The sequence below is a fragment of the Ideonella azotifigens genome (genome assembly GCF_021043325.1).
GTDB classification, from domain to species: domain Bacteria; phylum Pseudomonadota; class Gammaproteobacteria; order Burkholderiales; family Burkholderiaceae_C; genus Ideonella; species Ideonella azotifigens.
In genome coordinates this window covers 80,264-97,047 of the sequence record NZ_JAJNKD010000024.1, presented here as the reverse complement: position 1 = coordinate 97,047, position 16,784 = coordinate 80,264, and the positions used below count along the sequence as shown (strand labels likewise).

Annotated in this window: 11 protein-coding genes and 4 tRNA genes; 4 read left to right on the top strand and 11 right to left on the bottom strand. The window is 65.4% G+C overall.

Annotated elements, in window-relative coordinates:
- Positions 1 to 2: 2 nt before the first annotated feature.
- The 10 genes from LRH25_RS30505 to LRH25_RS30460 all read right to left on the bottom strand — a co-directional run bounded on the left by LRH25_RS30505 (position 3) and on the right by LRH25_RS30460 (position 11,378).
- Positions 3 to 75 (bottom strand) — tRNA-Gly (locus tag LRH25_RS30505).
- A 15-nt stretch (positions 76 to 90) separates the two neighbouring features.
- Positions 91 to 164 (bottom strand) — tRNA-Cys (locus LRH25_RS30500).
- Positions 165 to 254: 90 nt separating this feature from the next.
- Positions 255 to 330, bottom strand: a tRNA-Gly gene (locus tag LRH25_RS30495).
- 285 nt (positions 331 to 615) lie between these two features.
- Positions 616 to 3,039: an endopeptidase La gene (gene lon / locus LRH25_RS30490; RefSeq protein ID WP_141285031.1), complete on the bottom strand. Its 2,424-nt coding sequence runs from the start codon at positions 3,037 to 3,039 to the stop codon at positions 616 to 618.
- 97 nt (positions 3,040 to 3,136) lie between these two features.
- Positions 3,137 to 4,405, bottom strand: coding sequence for an ATP-dependent Clp protease ATP-binding subunit ClpX (clpX, locus tag LRH25_RS30485; protein WP_141285033.1), 1,269 nt, complete (start codon positions 4,403 to 4,405; stop codon positions 3,137 to 3,139).
- Positions 4,406 to 4,607: 202 nt separating this feature from the next.
- Positions 4,608 to 5,216, bottom strand: a complete 609-nt coding sequence (gene clpP, locus LRH25_RS30480; protein WP_141285035.1) for an ATP-dependent Clp endopeptidase proteolytic subunit ClpP — start codon at positions 5,214 to 5,216, stop codon at positions 4,608 to 4,610.
- Between the two features lie 135 nt (positions 5,217 to 5,351).
- Entirely contained in the window at positions 5,352 to 6,659 is a 1,308-nt protein-coding gene (tig, locus tag LRH25_RS30475; protein WP_141285037.1) for a trigger factor, read from the bottom strand.
- A gap of 43 nt (positions 6,660 to 6,702) precedes the next feature.
- A tRNA-Leu gene (locus LRH25_RS30470) sits at positions 6,703 to 6,789 on the bottom strand.
- A gap of 289 nt (positions 6,790 to 7,078) precedes the next feature.
- A complete protein-coding gene (locus tag LRH25_RS30465) occupies positions 7,079 to 10,222 on the bottom strand; it encodes an efflux RND transporter permease subunit (RefSeq protein WP_141285039.1) in 3,144 nt (1,047 codons plus the stop codon).
- A 25-nt stretch (positions 10,223 to 10,247) separates the two neighbouring features.
- Positions 10,248 to 11,378 carry an efflux RND transporter periplasmic adaptor subunit gene (locus LRH25_RS30460; RefSeq protein WP_141285041.1) on the bottom strand — a complete coding sequence of 377 codons (1,131 nt, stop codon included), beginning with the start codon at positions 11,376 to 11,378 and terminating at the stop codon, positions 10,248 to 10,250.
- Between the two features lie 202 nt (positions 11,379 to 11,580).
- Here LRH25_RS30460 and hpnC point away from each other — a divergent pair, with 202 nt between their 5' ends.
- From hpnC to LRH25_RS30440, 4 genes are all read left to right on the top strand, one after another.
- A complete protein-coding gene (hpnC, locus tag LRH25_RS30455; RefSeq protein WP_141285043.1) occupies positions 11,581 to 12,423 on the top strand; it encodes a squalene synthase HpnC in 843 nt (280 codons plus the stop codon).
- Complete coding sequence (gene hpnD / locus LRH25_RS30450; RefSeq protein WP_141285045.1) at positions 12,420 to 13,271, top strand: presqualene diphosphate synthase HpnD; 852 nt, start codon at positions 12,420 to 12,422, stop codon at positions 13,269 to 13,271. The genes hpnC and hpnD overlap by 4 nt, the downstream gene beginning before the upstream one ends.
- The gene (hpnE, locus tag LRH25_RS30445; RefSeq protein WP_231013125.1) at positions 13,268 to 14,581 is read left to right on the top strand and encodes a hydroxysqualene dehydroxylase HpnE; all 1,314 of its coding nucleotides are present in this window, start codon (positions 13,268 to 13,270) and stop codon (positions 14,579 to 14,581) included. Before hpnD ends, hpnE begins: the two co-directional genes overlap by 4 nt.
- A gap of 92 nt (positions 14,582 to 14,673) precedes the next feature.
- Positions 14,674 to 15,444 (top strand): IclR family transcriptional regulator, encoded by a 771-nt coding sequence (locus LRH25_RS30440; RefSeq protein WP_141286795.1) that lies wholly within the window; start codon positions 14,674 to 14,676, stop codon positions 15,442 to 15,444.
- Between the two features lie 66 nt (positions 15,445 to 15,510).
- Here LRH25_RS30440 and pbpG read toward each other — a convergent pair whose 3' ends face one another.
- On the bottom strand, positions 15,511 to 16,686 hold the full coding sequence (pbpG, locus tag LRH25_RS30435; RefSeq protein WP_141286794.1) for a D-alanyl-D-alanine endopeptidase: 1,176 nt from the start codon (positions 16,684 to 16,686) through the stop codon (positions 15,511 to 15,513).
- Positions 16,687 to 16,784: the final 98 nt, after the last annotated feature.

Below are 16,784 nucleotides of genomic sequence, written 5' to 3'. Positions count from 1 at the left end.
GGAGCGGGAAACGAGACTCGAACTCGCGACCTCAACCTTGGCAAGGTTGCGCTCTACCAACTGAGCTATTCCCGCATTGACTTCCGTGACTGGAGGCGCGATCCAGAGTCGAACTGGACTAGACGGATTTGCAATCCGTTGCATAACCGCTTTGCTATCGCGCCTTCGTTTCACCGAAGGTGAGTGTACTTTCAAGAACCCCGAGACCCGCTGACGAAAAAGGGAAGCCTGGGCTTCCCTTCATCAAGGAAATCTGGAGCGGGAAACGAGACTCGAACTCGCGACCTCAACCTTGGCAAGGTTGCGCTCTACCAACTGAGCTATTCCCGCATGGGCTCCTTTCGGAACACTGCTTCCCTGATTGCCAGCAAGCGGTTGGTGCCGCACTGCTTTTTGCAGCCACTGCGCTGATTTCTCTGCGCCGCGCTCCGTATCAGGGAAGCTCTCATTATAGGAGGATTTTCGCGATTTCGGCAAGCCCCGCAAAATTTTCAGATGGGCTCTGCAGCAGCCATTCAATCGCCTGGAACACCCACAAAAAAGGGCCGAACCTTGCGGTCCAGCCCTCTTGCTCGAACACACGGGTGCCGGGGCAATCCGTGGTTCCGCGCAGCTTCAATGAGGCAGCGTGTCGGTACTCGTCGCTGCGGTGCCGTCCTTGGAAGCCGCGGGCGTCGCCGCCACCGGCTCTTCATCCGGCAAAGGCGTGGGCGCCCTCTCCAACGCCACTTCCAGCACCTTGTCGATCCAGCGGACCGGCACGATCTCGAGATGGCTCTTCACGTTGTCCGGGATGTCCTGCAGGTCCTTGACGTTCTCTTCCGGAATCATCACCAGCTTGATGCCACCACGGTGGGCTGCCAGCAGTTTTTCCTTCAGCCCGCCAATGGCGGTGACCTCGCCGCGCAGTGTGATCTCGCCGGTCATCGCCACGTCAGCGCGCACCGGAATGCCGGTCAGCGCGGAGACGAAAGCCGTCGTCATCGCGGCGCCCGCGCTCGGGCCGTCCTTCGGGGTCGCCCCGTCCGGCACGTGCACGTGCACATCGCGCTTCTCGAACAGCTCGTCCTTGATGCCCAGGCGGCGCGCGCGACTGCGCACCACCGTGCGGGCAGCCTCGACCGATTCCTTCATCACATCGCCCAGCGAACCGGTGCGGATGATGTTGCCCTTGCCCGGCATCGCGGTGGCTTCAATGGTCAGCAGATCGCCGCCCACCTCGGTCCACGCAAGACCCACCACCTGGCCGACCTGGTTGGCCTTCTCGGCGCGACCGAAATCGTACTTGCGGACGCCCAGGAACTCATGCAGGTTCTCATCGGTGACCACCATCTTGTCGCTGTAGGTCTTGAGCTGCATGCCCTTGACCACCTTGCGGCAGATCTTCGAGATCTCGCGTTCCAGCGAGCGCACACCAGCTTCCCGCGTGTAGTAGCGAATGATGCCGCGGATGGCGGACTCGGCGACTTCCATCTCCTCGTCCTTCACGCCGTTGTTCTTGGCCTGCTTGGGCAACAAGTACTTCTGCGCGATGTGCAGCTTCTCGTCTTCGGTGTAACCCGACAGGCGGATCACTTCCATCCGGTCCAGCAGGGCCGGCGGAATGTTCATCGAGTTCGAGGTCGCCACGAACATCACATCCGACAGGTCGAAGTCGACCTCGATGTAATGGTCTCCGAAGGTGTGGTTCTGCTCCGGGTCCAAGACTTCGAGCAGGGCCGACGACGGATCGCCACGGAAGTCCATGCCCAGCTTGTCGATTTCGTCGAGCAGGAACAGCGGATTGCGCGTGCCGACCTTGGACAGGCTTTGCAGCACCTTGCCCGGCATCGAGCCGATGTAGGTGCGGCGATGCCCGCGGATCTCGGCCTCGTCGCGCACGCCGCCCAGCGCCATGCGGACGAACTTGCGCCCAGTGGCACGCGCCACCGACTGCCCCAGCGAGGTCTTGCCGACGCCAGGAGGGCCAACCAGGCACAGGATCGGCGCCTTGACCTTTTCAACCCGTTGCTGGACAGCAAGATACTCAAGGATGCGATCCTTGACTTTCTCCAGGCCGTAGTGGTCCTCGTTCAGCACTTCCTCGGCATTGCCCAGGTCGTGCTTGATCTTGGTCTTCTTGCTCCACGGCAAGCCGATCAGCGTGTCCAGGTAGTTGCGCACCACCGTGGCTTCGGCCGACATCGGCGACATCAGCTTGAGCTTCTTCAGCTCGGCGTCTGCCTTCTTGCGCGCTTCCTTGGGCATGCGCGCAGCGGTGATCTTCTTTTCCAGCTCTTCCAGGTCGGCGCCTTCTTCGCCGTCGCCCAGTTCCTTCTGGATCGCCTTGACCTGCTCGTTCAGGTAGTACTCGCGCTGGCTCTTCTCCATCTGGCGCTTGACGCGGCCACGGATGCGCTTTTCAACCTGCAGGATGTCGACTTCATGCTCGAGCAGCTCCAGCAGCTTTTCCAGCCGCTTGGCCACGTCGAACAGGTCCAGCACCGACTGCTTGGCTTCCAGCTTCAACGGCAGGTGCGCGGCAATCGTGTCGGCCAGGCGGCCCGGATCGTCGATGCCAGCGATCGAGGTGAGGATCTCGGGCGGGATCTTCTTGTTGAGCTTGACGTACTGGTCGAACTGCTGCGTCACCGCGCGGCGCAGGGCCTCGACCTCGGGCGAGGCCTCACCGGCCGGCTCGATCGGCATGACCTCGGCGGAGAAATGATCCTCGCCATCGGTCACTTCGCGGGTGTTGGCGCGCTGCACGCCTTCGACCAGCACCTTCACGGTGCCGTCCGGCAGCTTCAGCATCTGAAGGATGCTGGAAATGCAACCCACATCGAACAGGTCTTCGGCTCGCGGTTCGTCCTTGCCTGCCGCCTTCTGGGCGACCAGCATGATCTGGCGGCCGGCCTCCATCGCGGCTTCCAGGGCCTTAATGGACTTCGGACGGCCAACGAACAGCGGGATGACCATGTGGGGGAACACCACCACGTCGCGCAGCGGGAGCAGCGGCAACGTGATCGGTTCCGAGGGAAGGATGGGATGTCCTGACATGGAATGCCTCACTTTCTCGAACCCACATGGGGCTCGAGGGATTGTTTGCAAGGAGCCGGGCTCATCAGGCGGGGCCCGGCGGTGAGCGGCTGCGCTCTCAGGCGCTGGCCTTGGCCTGTTCGCGGTAGACCAACAGCGGTTTGCCGCCTTCTTCGATGATGTGCTCGTCGACCACCACCTTGGCCACGCCATCCAGCGTGGGCAGGTCGAACATGGTGTCGATCAGCGATTGCTCCATGATGGACCGCAGGCCGCGCGCACCGGTCTTGCGGGCCAGCGCCTTGCGGGCGATGGCAGCGAGCGCGGACGGGCGGATCTCGAGTTCCACGCCATCCATCGAGAACAGCTTCTGGTATTGCTTCAGCAGCGCATTCTTCGGCTCAACCAGGATCTGCATCAGCGCTTCTTCGGTCAGTTCGCCCAGCGTGGCCACCACCGGCAGGCGGCCGACCAGTTCGGGGATCAGGCCGAAGCGCACCAGGTCTTCCGGCTCTGCATCGCGGAACACTTCGGAGACCTTCTTCTCGGTCTTGCTGTGCACCGTGGCACCAAAGCCGATGCCTGACTTCTCGGTGCGGCGCTGGATGACCTTCTCCAGGCCATCGAACGCGCCGCCGCAGATGAACAGGATGTTGGTCGTGTCGATCTGCAGGAAGTCCTGGTTCGGGTGCTTGCGCCCGCCTTGCGGCGGCACCGAGGCCATCGTGCCTTCGACCAGCTTCAGCAGCGCCTGCTGCACGCCTTCGCCGGACACGTCGCGCGTGATCGACGGGTTGTCGGCCTTGCGCGAAATCTTGTCGATCTCATCGATGTAGACGATGCCGCGCTGCGCACGCTCCACGTCGTAATTGCAGTTCTGCAGCAGCTTCTGGATGATGTTCTCGACGTCTTCGCCCACGTAGCCGGCTTCGGTCAGCGTGGTGGCGTCAGCGATCACGAAAGGCACGTTGAGCAGGCGCGCCAGCGTCTGCGCCAGCAGCGTCTTGCCGGAACCCGTCGGGCCGATCAGCAGGATGTTGCTCTTGGAGAGTTCGACCTCGTCCTTCGAGGCACCCATGTGCTTCAGGCGCTTGTAGTGGTTGTAGACCGCTACCGCCAGGATGCGCTTGGCGGCGTCCTGGCCGATCACGTACTGATCAAGGCTGCTCTTGATCTCCATCGGCACCGGCAGGTCCGACTTGGCAGCCTTGCCGGGTGCGGTTTCCGCGGGGACTTCGTCGCGGATGATGTCGTTGCACAGTTCGATGCATTCATCGCAGATGAACACCGAAGGACCGGCGATGAGCTTCTTGACCTCGTGCTGGCTCTTTCCGCAGAAAGAGCAGTAGAGGACCTTTTCGCCGGAGGCGCCTTTCTTGTCGGGCATGGATGTCAGAGCCTGGGCTGTGCTGAAAAAAGCGTAGGGGGATGATAGAACAACTGGCAGAACCCCTTCTGGCCGGAAAAGCACCGGCTTTCGGAGGTTCCTTCAGCGTCAGCGCGGCCTGTTTGGCGAGTGACGGCGCCTGGCGGGTGCCGCGTCGGCCTCGCCGACGGCGGATGCAGCGCTTCCACCGTCCTGGCGAGCATCAGGGCCGCTTGTCCAGCACCTGGTCGATCAGGCCATAGGCCTTGGACTCGTGGGCGCTCATGTAGTAGTCGCGTTCCGTGTCGGTCTGGATCTTTTCCAGCGACTGGCCGGTGCGCTCGGCGAGGATGCGGTTCAACTGCTCGCGGGTCTTCAGGATCTCGCGGGCGTGGATCTCGATGTCAGTCGCCTGGCCTTGCGTGCCACCCAGCGGCTGGTGGATCATGATCTTGCTGTTCGGCAGCGAGAAGCGCTTGCCCTTGGCGCCTGCGGCCATCAGGAAAGCGCCCATGCTGGCCGCCATGCCGATGCACAGCGTCGAGACGTCCGGCTTGATGAACTGCATCGTGTCGAAGATCGACATGCCGGCGCTGACGCTGCCGCCCGGCGAGTTGATGTAGAACGAAATGTCCTTGTCCGGATTTTCGCTTTCCAGGAACAGCAACTGGGCGACGACGACGTTGGCGCTTTGATCATTCACCGGGCCCACCAGGAAAATGATGCGTTCGCGCAGCAGGCGCGAGTAGATGTCGTAGGCGCGTTCGCCGCGACCCGACTGTTCGATGACCATCGGCACCATGCCGAGAGCCTGGGTGTCCAGTGCGCTCATGAGAATCCTTCTGTAGGGCAACAGGGGAAAGATGGGGTCATTATGTCGCCCTGTAAAGCCCCTGATCGGGCAAAAAAAAGCCCGTCCAGGGGTGGTCGGGCTTCGATTGGATCAGGCCCGAAGTGGGCCGAACCCTTAGGCAGTCATCAGTTCGTCGAAAGGCAGCGACTTGTCGGTCACCTTGGCCTGGCCCAGCACGAAGTTGGTGACGTTGTTTTCGATCACAACCGCTTCCACTTCGGCCATGCGCTGGCGATCGGACAGGTACCAGCGCACCACGTCGGCCGGCTTTTCATAGCTTTGCGCCATCTCTTCGATGTGCGCTTGCAGTTGGTCGGGCTTGGCTTGCAGGTTGTTCGAGCGCACCAGCTCCGACACCACCAGGCCCAGGCGCACGCGCTTCTCGGCTTGGGCGGTGAAAATGCCGGCAGGGATGGGCGCAGTGTCCGCGTCCTTCACGCCGCGCTGCTTCAGGTCGGCACGGGCGCCTTCCGTCAGTCGCTCGACTTCGGAGTCGACCAGGGCCTTCGGCAGGTCCAGTTCGGCCACCTTGACCAGTGCGTCCATCACGGCGGCCTTGTTGCGAGCCAGCACGCGGAACTTGACTTCGCGTTCCAGGTTCTTCTTCACATCGGCGCGCAGGCCTTCGACCGTGCCGGCTTCAATGCCCAGCGACTTGGCGAACTCGTCGTTCACTTCGGGCAGGTTCTGCGACTCGATCTTCTTCATGGTGACCATGAAGTCGGCTTCCTTGCCGGCCACGTCCTGGCCGTGGTAGTCGGCCGGGAACTGCAGCGGGAAAGTCTTGGACTCGCCGACCTTCATGCCACGCACGGCTGCGTCGAACTGCTCCAGCATCTGGCCTTCGCCGACCAGGAACTGGAAGGCTTCGGCCTTGCCGCCCTGGAAGGGCTCACCGTCGATCTTGCCTTCGAAGTCGATGGTCACGCGATCACCGGCTTCGGCGTACTGGTCTGCCGGGCGCTGGGCGAAGGTGCGGCGCTGCTTGCGCAGGATGTCCACGGTCTTGTCGATCGCAGCTTCGTCCACGTCGGCGCTGACGCGCTCGACTTCGGCGGCGCTCAGGTCGCCCAGCTTGACTTCCGGATAAACCTCGAAGGTGGCATCGAAGGCCATCGTGCCTTCCGGCGCTTCGTCCTTCTGGGTGATGTTGGGCGTGCCGGCGACGCGCAGCTGGGCTTCGTTCGCGGCTTGCGAGAAGGCCTGACCCAGCTTGTCGTTCATGACTTCGTACTGCACCGAGTAGCCGTAGCGCTGGGCCACGACGGACATCGGCACCTTGCCGGGACGGAAGCCGTCGGCCTTGACCGTGCGGGCCAGCTTCTTCAGGCGCGAATCGACTTCGGTCGCGATCTCGGAGGCCGCCAGCGTCAAAGTGATGCGGCGTTCGAGCTTTTCGAGGGTTTCAACGTTGACTGCCATGATGCGAACTCTGATGTTGCGTGTGCTGTTGCGTAGTCTGGGCTGGTGCGCGGGGCCGGACTCGAACCGGCACGCCCGTGAAGGCGTCAGGACCTAAACCTGGTGCGTCTACCAATTTCGCCACCCGCGCGGCGTGCGCCCGTAGCAAGCGGATGAAGCCTTGACTTCACACCACCCGCGCCGGGCTGCCGGCCTGCCTGACTACTGCGTCGAGACCGGCCGATCCTTGAAGGTTTTTCTGCAGGCGCCGGGAAAAAACCCGACCTGACCTGACGAAGACCCCAGGAACGGCCCGCCTCAGGCGAACCGGTAAACCGCGCATTCTATCGGGCTGCGAAGCGGACTTTGACAGCTCGCCTCAAACTTCGTCGAAAAGCACCCCGGCAGGCGCCGGGGTTTTCCACGATGGAAGGCTTTCTTCAGGCCGCCGCCACCGGCGGCACGTCTTCCTGGCGCACGCGGAACCAGGCCGCGTACATGGCCGGCAGCGCCAGCAGCGTCAGCACCGTCGCGACGATCAAACCGCCCATGATGGCCACCGCCATCGGCCCCCAGAATGGGCTGCGCGACAGCGGGATCATCGCCAGCACCGCCGCTGCGGCGGTCAGCACGATGGGCCGGAAACGCCGCACCGCCGAGTCGACGATGGCGTTCCATGTCGGCACGCCGCGCGCCCTGTCCTGCTCGATCTGGTCGATCAGGATCACCGAATTGCGCATGATCATGCCCACCAGCGCGATGAAACCCAGCAGTGCAACGAAGCCGAACGGCCGGTTCAGCAGCAGCAGCGCCCCGGCCACGCCAGCAATGCCCAGGGGCGCGGTCAGTACCACCAGCATCGCGCGCTGGAAGCTGTGGAGTTGCAGCATCAGCAGCGTGAGCATCAGGAAGGCCATCAGCGGCATTCCGGCCATGATCGAGGAAGAACCTTTGGAACTTTCCGCAACGGCACCAGCGACCTCGATCTGCATGCCAGGCGGCATGCGCGCCTGCAACTTCTGCAGTTCAGGCCAGAGCTGGTTGCTGACCGATGCACCCTGCAAACCCTCGGCCACGTCGCCCTGCACGGTGATGGCGAATTTGCGCCCTTCCCGCCACATCACGCCAGGCTCCCAGCCATAGCTGACCTTGGCGATCTGCGTCAGCGGAATGGACCGGCCCGAACTGGTCGAGACGTAGGCACTGCCCAGATCGGTGACCGCCTGACGCTCTGCCAGCGGCTGGCGCAGCACGATGTCGATCAACCGGTCTTCCTCGCGATACTGGCCGATGGTGGTGCCGGACAGGCGCATGCGCGTGGCCTGGGCAATCGACTGGCTGGTCACGCCCAGCGCGCGGGCCTTGTCCTGGTCCACGTCCAGGCGCAGCGACTTGACGCGCTCGTTCCAGTTGTCGTTCACGCCGCGCATGTTCGGGTTGGCCATCAGCTGCGCCTTGGCCTGGTCGGCCCAGATGCGCACCTGCGCCGCGTCATCCCCCATCACGCGGAACTGCACCGGATACGGCACCGGCGGGCCGTTGGGCAGCAGCTTCACGCGGCCACGCACCTCCGGGAATTCGGCGGCCAGCAGCTCGGGCAGGCGCTTGCGCAGCGCCTCGCGCGTCGCCAGGTCCTTGGGCAACAGGATGAACTGGCTGACATTGGTCTGCGGGAAGACCTGATCCAGCGGCAGGTAGAAGCGCGGCACGCCGCTGCCGATCCAGGCGGTCACGGCTTCCATGCCCGGCTCGGTACGGATGCGTTGCTCGAAGCGCAGCGCCACGCGCTCGCTCTCCATCTGCGTGGCACCTTCAGGCAGCCACAGGTCGACCATGATTTCAGGGCGGCTGGAGTCCGGGAAGAACTGCTGCTGCACCCGCCCCATGCCGACGATGCCCAGCGCGAAGGTCAGCAGCGTCAAGCCGATGGTGATCCAGCGGTGCGCCACGCACCAGTTCACCACCGAGCGGAAGCGCTGGTAGAACGGCGTGTCGAACAGCTCGTGCACCTCGCCGGCCTGGTGGTCCTTGCGCGTCTTCAGCAGCCAGGCGCCCAGGAAGGGCACGAAGTAGACCGAGACGACCCAGGAGATCAGCAGCGCCGCGGCCGTGACTGCGAAGATCGCAAAGGTGTATTCACCCACCGAGGACTTGGCCAGCCCGATGGGCAGGAAGCCAGCCGCGGTGATCAATGTGCCGGTCAGCATCGGCATCGAGGTGGCTTCGTAGGCGAAGGTGGCCGCGTGCATGCGGTCGTAGCCCTCCTCCAGCTTGCGCACCATCATCTCGACGGCAATGATGGCGTCGTCCACCAGCAGGCCCAGCGCGATGATCAGCGAGCCCAGCGAGATCTTGTGCAGGCCCACGCCCCAGTAGTACATCGTCACGAAGGTGATCGCCAGCACCAGCGGGATGGTGATGGCCACCACCATGCCCGGCCAGATGTCCACGCGCAGCGGCCTGAAATGCAGGCCCAGGCTGAGGAAACTGACCAACAGCACAATGACCACGGCCTCGATCAACACATGCACGAACTCGCCCACCGAGCGCGTGACGGCATCCGGCTGATTCTGGATCTGGCTGAGCTCGATGCCCACCGGCAGATTGGCCTTGATTTGCCCGGTGCGCGCGGTGAGCTGCTTGCCCAGCTCGATGATGTCGCCGCCCTTGGTCATCGACACGCCCAGCGCAATGACCTGCTGCCCCTGGTGGCGCACCTTCACGGCCGGCGGGTCCACGTAGTCGCGCCGGATCTCGGCAATGTCGCCCAGGCGCAGCGAGCTGGCCTGCCCGGTCGCCGGGTTGACCGCGCGAATCGGCATCTGCCGCAGCTGTTCGACCGACTGCAGCGCGCCGGCCACGCGCAGTTGCAGACTTTCGCTACGGGCATCGATCAGCCCGGCGCTCTCGACCGCGTTCTGCGCGCCTAGCTGGGCAATGACCTGGTTCAGGTCCAGCCCCAACTGGGCCAGCCGCTGCTGCGGAATTTCGACGAACAGCTTCTCGGCCTGCACGCCAAACAGCTGCACCTTGGCCACATTGGGCACCTGCAGCAATTGGTCGCGCACGGTTTCGGCATGCTGGCGCAGTTCCTCGGGCGAGAAGCCGTCGGCCGACAGCGCGTAGATCGAACCGTAGACGTCGCCGAAGTCGTCGTTGAAGACCGGGCCGATCACGCCCGAAGGCAGCGTCGAGCGCATGTCGCCGACCTTCTTGCGCACCTGGTACCAGGTGTCGGTCACGTCCTTGCCGGGCGTGGAGTCGCGCAGCTGGAAGATGGTGAGCGATTCGCCCGGCTTGGTGTAGCTGCGGATGATGTCGGCGTGCGGCACTTCCTGCAGCGTGCGCTCGACCTTGTCGGTCACCTGCTCGGCCATTTCCTGCGCCGAGGCGCCGGGCCAGAAGGACTGGACCACCATCGCGCGGAAGGTGAACGGCGGGTCCTCGTCCTGCCCGAGCTGGAAATAGGCCACGGCGCCCAGCACCAGCAGCACGATCATCAGGTAGCGCGTCAGCGGCGCATGCTCGAGCGCCCATCGCGAGATGTTGAAGCGCTCGCGGTGTATGCCTTGTTGTTGGCTCATGTCGGCGTGTCCTCGCGGTCCGGGCTCAGTGGGACGCCGCCGGTGCGGGCGTCATCGCGGGCGCGCTGGCAGGAACCGGCTCCGCATAGCGTTTGACCTTCTGGCCGGGATTGAGCACATGCGTGCCGGCAGTGACCACCTCGTCGCCTGCCTTCAGGCCGCCGGTGACGATGACGGTATTGCCATCCGCACCGGACACACTGACCACCTGCTGGCGAACCGTGCCGGCTGCGGCATCAAACAGCCACACGGCGCTCTGGCCCTTCAGCTCGATCAGCGCCGACAGGGGCAGGCGGATCACGCCAGCTTGGTCGGTGCCGTTCACACGGATGGTGGCGGTCTGCCCCAGCCGCAGCGGCGCGTTGCCGATGTCGGCCTTGACCTGGAAGGTGCGTGTCGTGCTGTCCGCCGCCGCAGCCACCTCGTGGATGGTGGCTGGCGCGGACTCGTTGGCACCCCAGGCCTGCAGCGCGACACCACCGGTCTTGCCGATCAGCGCACGGAATTCGCCGATGCGGTCCTCCGGCACAGTGAACACCGCATCGCGCGGGCCGTCATGCGCCAGCCGCACCACAGCCGTACCAGCGGCCAGCACCTGCCCCGGCTCGGCGGACACCGCGGTGATCACGCCCGAAGCTTCGGCCGCCAGGCTGGCGTAGCCGGTCTGGTTGCGCTGCACGCTCATCTGGGCCTTGGCCTGATCCAGTTGCGCCTGGGCGGTCTTCTGGGCCAGGTCATGCTTTTCCAGCTCAGCTTCGCCGATGAAACCCTTGGCGCGCAGCTCCCGGTATCGCTTCAGGTCCGCGTCTGCCTGCGTGAAGCTGCTCTGCGCCGCCATCAGCGCGGCCTGGGCCGAAGCCTGGCCGAGTTGCAGGTCCTGCGGGTCCAGCTGCGCCAGCACCTGGCCGCGGCGCACCGTGTCGCCCAGGTTCACCGGCCGGCTCTGCAGCTTGCCACCCACGCGAAAGCCAAGCTGCGATTCGGTGCGGGCGCGGATCTCGGCGGCGTAGTCGCGGCTGCTGCGCGCGCTGCCATCGTTCACCTTCATCGTGCGCACGGCGCGCACCGGCTCCGGCGGCGCTTCTTGTTTGGAACAGGCGGCCAGCCCCAGCAGGGCCAGGGCTGCCAACATCGCGGCGACTCGTTGTGTTTGCATGGCGGAGCGATCCAGGTGCAACGGGAAACAGGACAAGGCGAGCGGCCCCTCTTCAGGTGACCACACGCCGCTAATGACTGACTGGTCAGTAATGTAGAAGCTCTGCCCGCCAGCGTCAATCGCATGTCGCCACCCGGCGGGCACCGGAGCGTCGCAAGATTTGACGCGGCCGTGCCTCGGCGCGCATGGACAATGCCGCGCTGTGAGCGTCGACCACTACGAAAACTTTCCCGTCGCCTCGTGGCTGTGCCCACCGAAGCTGCGGCCGCCGATCGCGGCCATCTACTGGTTCGCCCGCACCGGCGACGACATTGCCGACGAAGGCGACCTGCCAACCGAAAGCCGGCGCGCTGAACTGCAGGCTTACCGTGCCGAGTTGCAGCGCGTGGCCTGCGGTGAACCGCCGGCCACGCGCTGGGCACACATCTTCGGGCCGCTTCAGCAGGCCATGCAACAGCACGCGCTGCCGCATGCGTTACTCGACGACCTGTTGGCCGCCTTCCTCTGCGACGTGGCCAACCCGGCCTATGCCCACCGCGAGGCCTTGCTCGGCTACTGCCGCCTGTCCGCCAACCCGGTGGGCCGCCTGCTGCTGCACCTGCATCACGTCGACGACGCCGCTGCCCTCGCGCAGTCCGACGCCGTCTGCAGCGCCCTGCAGTTGATCAACTTCTGGCAAGACCTCAGCGTGGACCTGCCACGCGGCCGCTGCTACCTGCCGGCCAGCGATCTGGCACGGCACGGCTTGCAGGCAGATCGACTGCAAGCCGGCCCGGCAGCACAAGCAATGGTGTGCGAGCTGTGCGACTGGGCCCGTGCGCTGATGCTGCAAGGCGCGCCGCTGGTGCACCGGCTTCCGGGCCGCGCAGGCTGGGAATTGCGTCTGGTGGTGCAAGGTGGGCTGCGCATTCTTGAGAAAATCGACGCCATGCATCACCAAACATTGACGCAGCGCCCCAAGCTGCGCCGCTCCGATGCGCTGCCACTGCTGTGGCGCGCGCTGCGCATGCCCCGGCCCCGCCCTTCACTCGCGCTGCCCGCATGACGACGCCTCAGCAATACGTGCAAGAAAAGGCTGCCGCCAGCGGCTCCTCGTTCTATTACGCCTTCCTGTTCCTGCCGCCCGAGCGCCGCGCCGCCATCACCGCGTTCTACGCCTTCTGCCGCGAGGTGGACGACGTGGTCGACGAGGTGCAGGACCCACAAGTCGCTGCAATCAAGCTGGCCTGGTGGCAGCGTGAAGTTGCACAGAGCTTCGCCGGCCAGCCCAGCCACCCCGTGATGCAGGCGCTGATGCCGCTGGCAAAGGCCTACGGCATCGAAGCCCGGCACCTGGACGCGGTGATCGAAGGCTGCCAGATGGACCTGGAGCAAAGCCGCTACCTGGACTACCCCGGCCTGCAGCGCTACTGCCACCTGGTGGCTGGCGTGGTCGGCGAAGTCGCCTGCAGCATCTTCGGCCGCACGCAGGACAGCACCGTGGCCTATGCGCACAAGCTGGGCCTGGCGATGCAGCTGACCAACATCATCCGCGACGTGGGTGACGACGCACGCCGAGGCCGCATCTATCTGCCGATCAGCGAGCTGCAGCAGTTCGACGTGAAAGCGCACGAACTGCTCAAGCGCGACGCGCCCTGGGGCTACAGCGAGCGCTTCACCGCGCTGATGCACTTCCAGGCCGAACGCGCGCACCGCTGCTACGACGAAGCGATGGCGTTGCTGCCCGAGGCCGACCGCGCCGCGCAAAAGCCCGGGCTGATGATGGCCAACATCTACCGCACGCTGCTGCGCGAGATCGAACGCGAGAACTTCCAGGTGCTGCACCAGCGCATTTCGCTGACGCCGGTGCGCAAGCTGTGGATCGCCGCGCGCACGCATCTCCGCGGTCGATGAGCACCCAGGCGGCGCGTGTCGCGGTGATCGGTGCCGGCTGGGCCGGGCTGGCCGCCGCCGTCGAGCTCTGCGCCGCCGGTCGCCAGGTGCTGCTGCTGGACATGGCGCATCAACCCGGCGGCCGGGCTCGTTCGCTGGCGCAGGGCGATTTGCTGCTGGACAACGGCCAGCACATCCTGATTGGCGCCTACCGCGACACGCTGGCACTGATGCGCCGCGTGGGCGCGTCGCCCGAACACCTGCTGCACCGCAGCCCGCTGACGCTGCGCTACCCGGACGGCAGCGGCCTGGTGCTGCCGCCCGGCCCTGCGCTGCTGTCCTTCGCCCGCGGCGTGCTGGGCTGGCGCACAATGCCCTGGCGTGACCGTGTTGCGCTGCTGCTGCAAGCCAGCCGCTGGGGCCTGCAAGGCTTTCGCTGCGACCCCTCTTTGACAGTGCAGGCCTTGTGCCGCGGCCTGCCCGCGAGCGTGATGCAGGCGCTGATCGAGCCACTCTGCGTGGCCGCGCTGAACACGCCTGCCGACCAAGCCAGCGCGCAGGTGCTGCTGACAGTGCTGAAAGACGCCTTGTTCGGCCCACGCGGCAGTGCCGACCTGCTGCTGCCGACAGCGCCGCTGCAAGCCCTGCTGCCAGACCCGGCGCTGGCCTGGCTGCAGCAGCGTGGCACCGAATGGCGGCCTGGCGCACGCGTGCAGCAGCTGCACCGCCTGGCCGAAGGTTGGCAAGTGCGGACCGATGAAGGGCAGGACGATGTGCAAGGCGTGGTGCTGGCCTGCAGCGCCAACGAAGCCGGCCGGCTGCTGGCCCCGCATGCACCCGACTGGGCCGAGACCGCGCAAGCGCTGCGCTACGAACCCATCGTCACGGTCTGGCTGCGAAACCCGGCGCACCGCGCCTGGCCGGAGCCCATGCTGGCCTTGCAGGCCGACGCGCAGGCGCCGGCACAGTTCGGCTTTGACCTGGGCGCGCTGGGCGGGCCGGCAAACACGCTCGCACTGGTCATCAGCGGTGCAGCGCCTTGGGTGGCGCAAGGGCTGCCAACCACGGTCGCCGCGGTTCGGCGCCAGTTGGCGCAGGCATTTGCCGGTCGATCTGAATTCGACTGGGACGATGCGCAGGTCGAGCTGGTGGCCGTGCGCGCCGAGAAACGTGCCACTTTTGCCTGCACGCCCGCGCTGCAGCGACCGTCGGCAGATCCCCTGCCCGGGCTGCGCGTGGCGGGTGACCACGTGGCCGGCCCGTATCCGGCCACGCTGGAAGGCGCAGTGAGGTCCGGCTTGGCGGCGGCACGCGCGCTCATCACCAGCTGAAACATGACGCTCGCGTCACGGCGATTTCGCAGCCATCTTCCCGCCAGGCATTTCGCCATGCAAAAATGGCAGCAGATCCACGCTGCTTCGCCATGACCAAAAAAGATCCCAACACGCCCAGCATCCAGGTGCTGGCACGGGCTTTTTCGCTGCTGGACGTGCTGGCCGCGCACCAGGACCCGGTGCCGCTGAAGGATTTGAGCGAGCGCACGGGACTGCACCCGTCCACCGCGCACCGCATCCTGAACGACTTGGCAGCAGGCCGCCTGGTCGACCGACCCGAAGCCGGCAGCTACCGGCTGGGCATGCGGCTGCTGGAACTGGGCAACCTGGTCAAGGCCCGGCTGGACGTGCGCGACGCGGCGCTCGGCCCGATGCGCGAGTTGCACAAGCTCACCCACCAGCCGGTCAACCTCTCGGTGCGCCAGGGCGACGAGATCGTCTACATCGAGCGGACCTACAGCGAGCGCTCAGGCATGCAGGTCGTGCGCGCCGTCGGCGGCCGGGCGCCGCTGCACCTCACCTCCGTGGGCAAACTCTTCCTGGCCTACGACGACCCGCAGCGTGTGCGCGCCTATGCCACCCGCACCGGCCTGGCCGGCCACACGCGCAACAGCCTGACGGAGATAGGCGCGCTGGAGCGTGAGCTGAACCTGGTGCGCCGGCATGCGCTCGCGCGCGACGACGAGGAACTGGAACTGGGCGTGCGCTGCATGGCCGCCGGCATCTTCGACGACCAGGGCAAGCTGGTGGCGGGCCTGTCCATCTCGGCACCAGCGGACCGGCTGGAAGAATCCTGGCTGGACCGGGTCAAATCCACTGCCGCCACCATTTCCGGGGCACTGGGTCACCGCGTGCCCTGAAACACGCTTGCCGAGCGTGATGAAAAAAGCAGCCCGCGGGCTGCTTTTTTCATGGGAGGAAGCAACTCAGATGGCTGGCTTGGCGGCGTGCACTTCGGTGGTGGCAGGCAGCAGGCTGGCGGCACCGGTCGCCGCGGCAGTGCCGGCTGCGCGAGTCAGCCCTGCGGCTGGCGTGACCGGCACGCTTGCGGTCAGTGGCGCCGGGTTGGCCATCACCCACTTGCGGATGCGCTCGGCGTCGCCGATGCGCGAATACTTGCCGGCCGAATCCAGCAGCACCATGATCAGCTTGCGGCCGGCCATCTGGGCCTGCATCACAAGACATTGGCCCGCCTCGTTGATGTAGCCGGTCTTCTGCACGCCAATGTCCCAATCCGGGTTGCGCACCAGCCGGTTGGTGGTGTGGAACTGCAGTTGACGGTTGCCGATGGCGACCTGATGCTCGGGCGAGGTAGACAGTTCGCGGATCAGCGGCACATGCGAAGCAGCGCTCACCAGCGCTGCCAAATCGCGTGCGCTGGACTGGTTCTGGCTCGACAGGCCGGTGGGCTCGACGTAACGCGTGTCCATCATGCCCAGCAGCTTGGCCTTGGCATTCATCGCGCCGACGAAGGCCGACAGGCCGCCAGGGTAGTGGCGGCCCAGCGAATTCGCAGCCCGGTTTTCCGAGGACATCAGCGCCAGGTGCAGCATTTCGCCGCGAGGCAGCTGAGTGCCGACCTTCAGGCGCGAGGAACTGCCTTTTTCGGTGTCCACATCGTCCTGCGTGATGGTCAGCACTTCGTCCATCGGCAGCTTGGCCTCGGTCACCACCATCGCGGTCATCAGCTTGGTGATGGACGCGATCGGCAGGACGGCCTGGGAATTCTTGTTCAGCAGGACCTCGTTGGTGTCCTGGTCCATCACAAAGGCCACGCCTGACTTCAGCGCCAGCGGATCCTCGGTTTCATGCAGGCCGGCGAGCTGGCCAAACGAGCGGACCGGCGGGGTGACGCTGGCGACCGTCTTGCGCGTGGCGACCACAGCGTGCGTGGGCCGGGCCGCGCGGCCCTTGCTGGCCACCACCTTGCGACTGCTCACCGCGCCGGCTGACGACTTGTTCGCCGCCTTGCTGACTGCGCTGGAGGAAGATGCCTTTTTGGCAGCGGAAGCTGCGGTGGCCTGGGCGGGCACTGCGATGCTGACGGCGAGCGCCAGGCCAAAACCCAGTGCTCGCACCACATTCAGTCGAATCTTGTTCATCGGTGCAGCGTCTAACGCCCTAAAAAGTGGCCCCCGGATTGCTTCTCGCAAGCACGCCGGGGAGCGCCTTACAGATTTTGTCCCGAGTCTATGGGAAA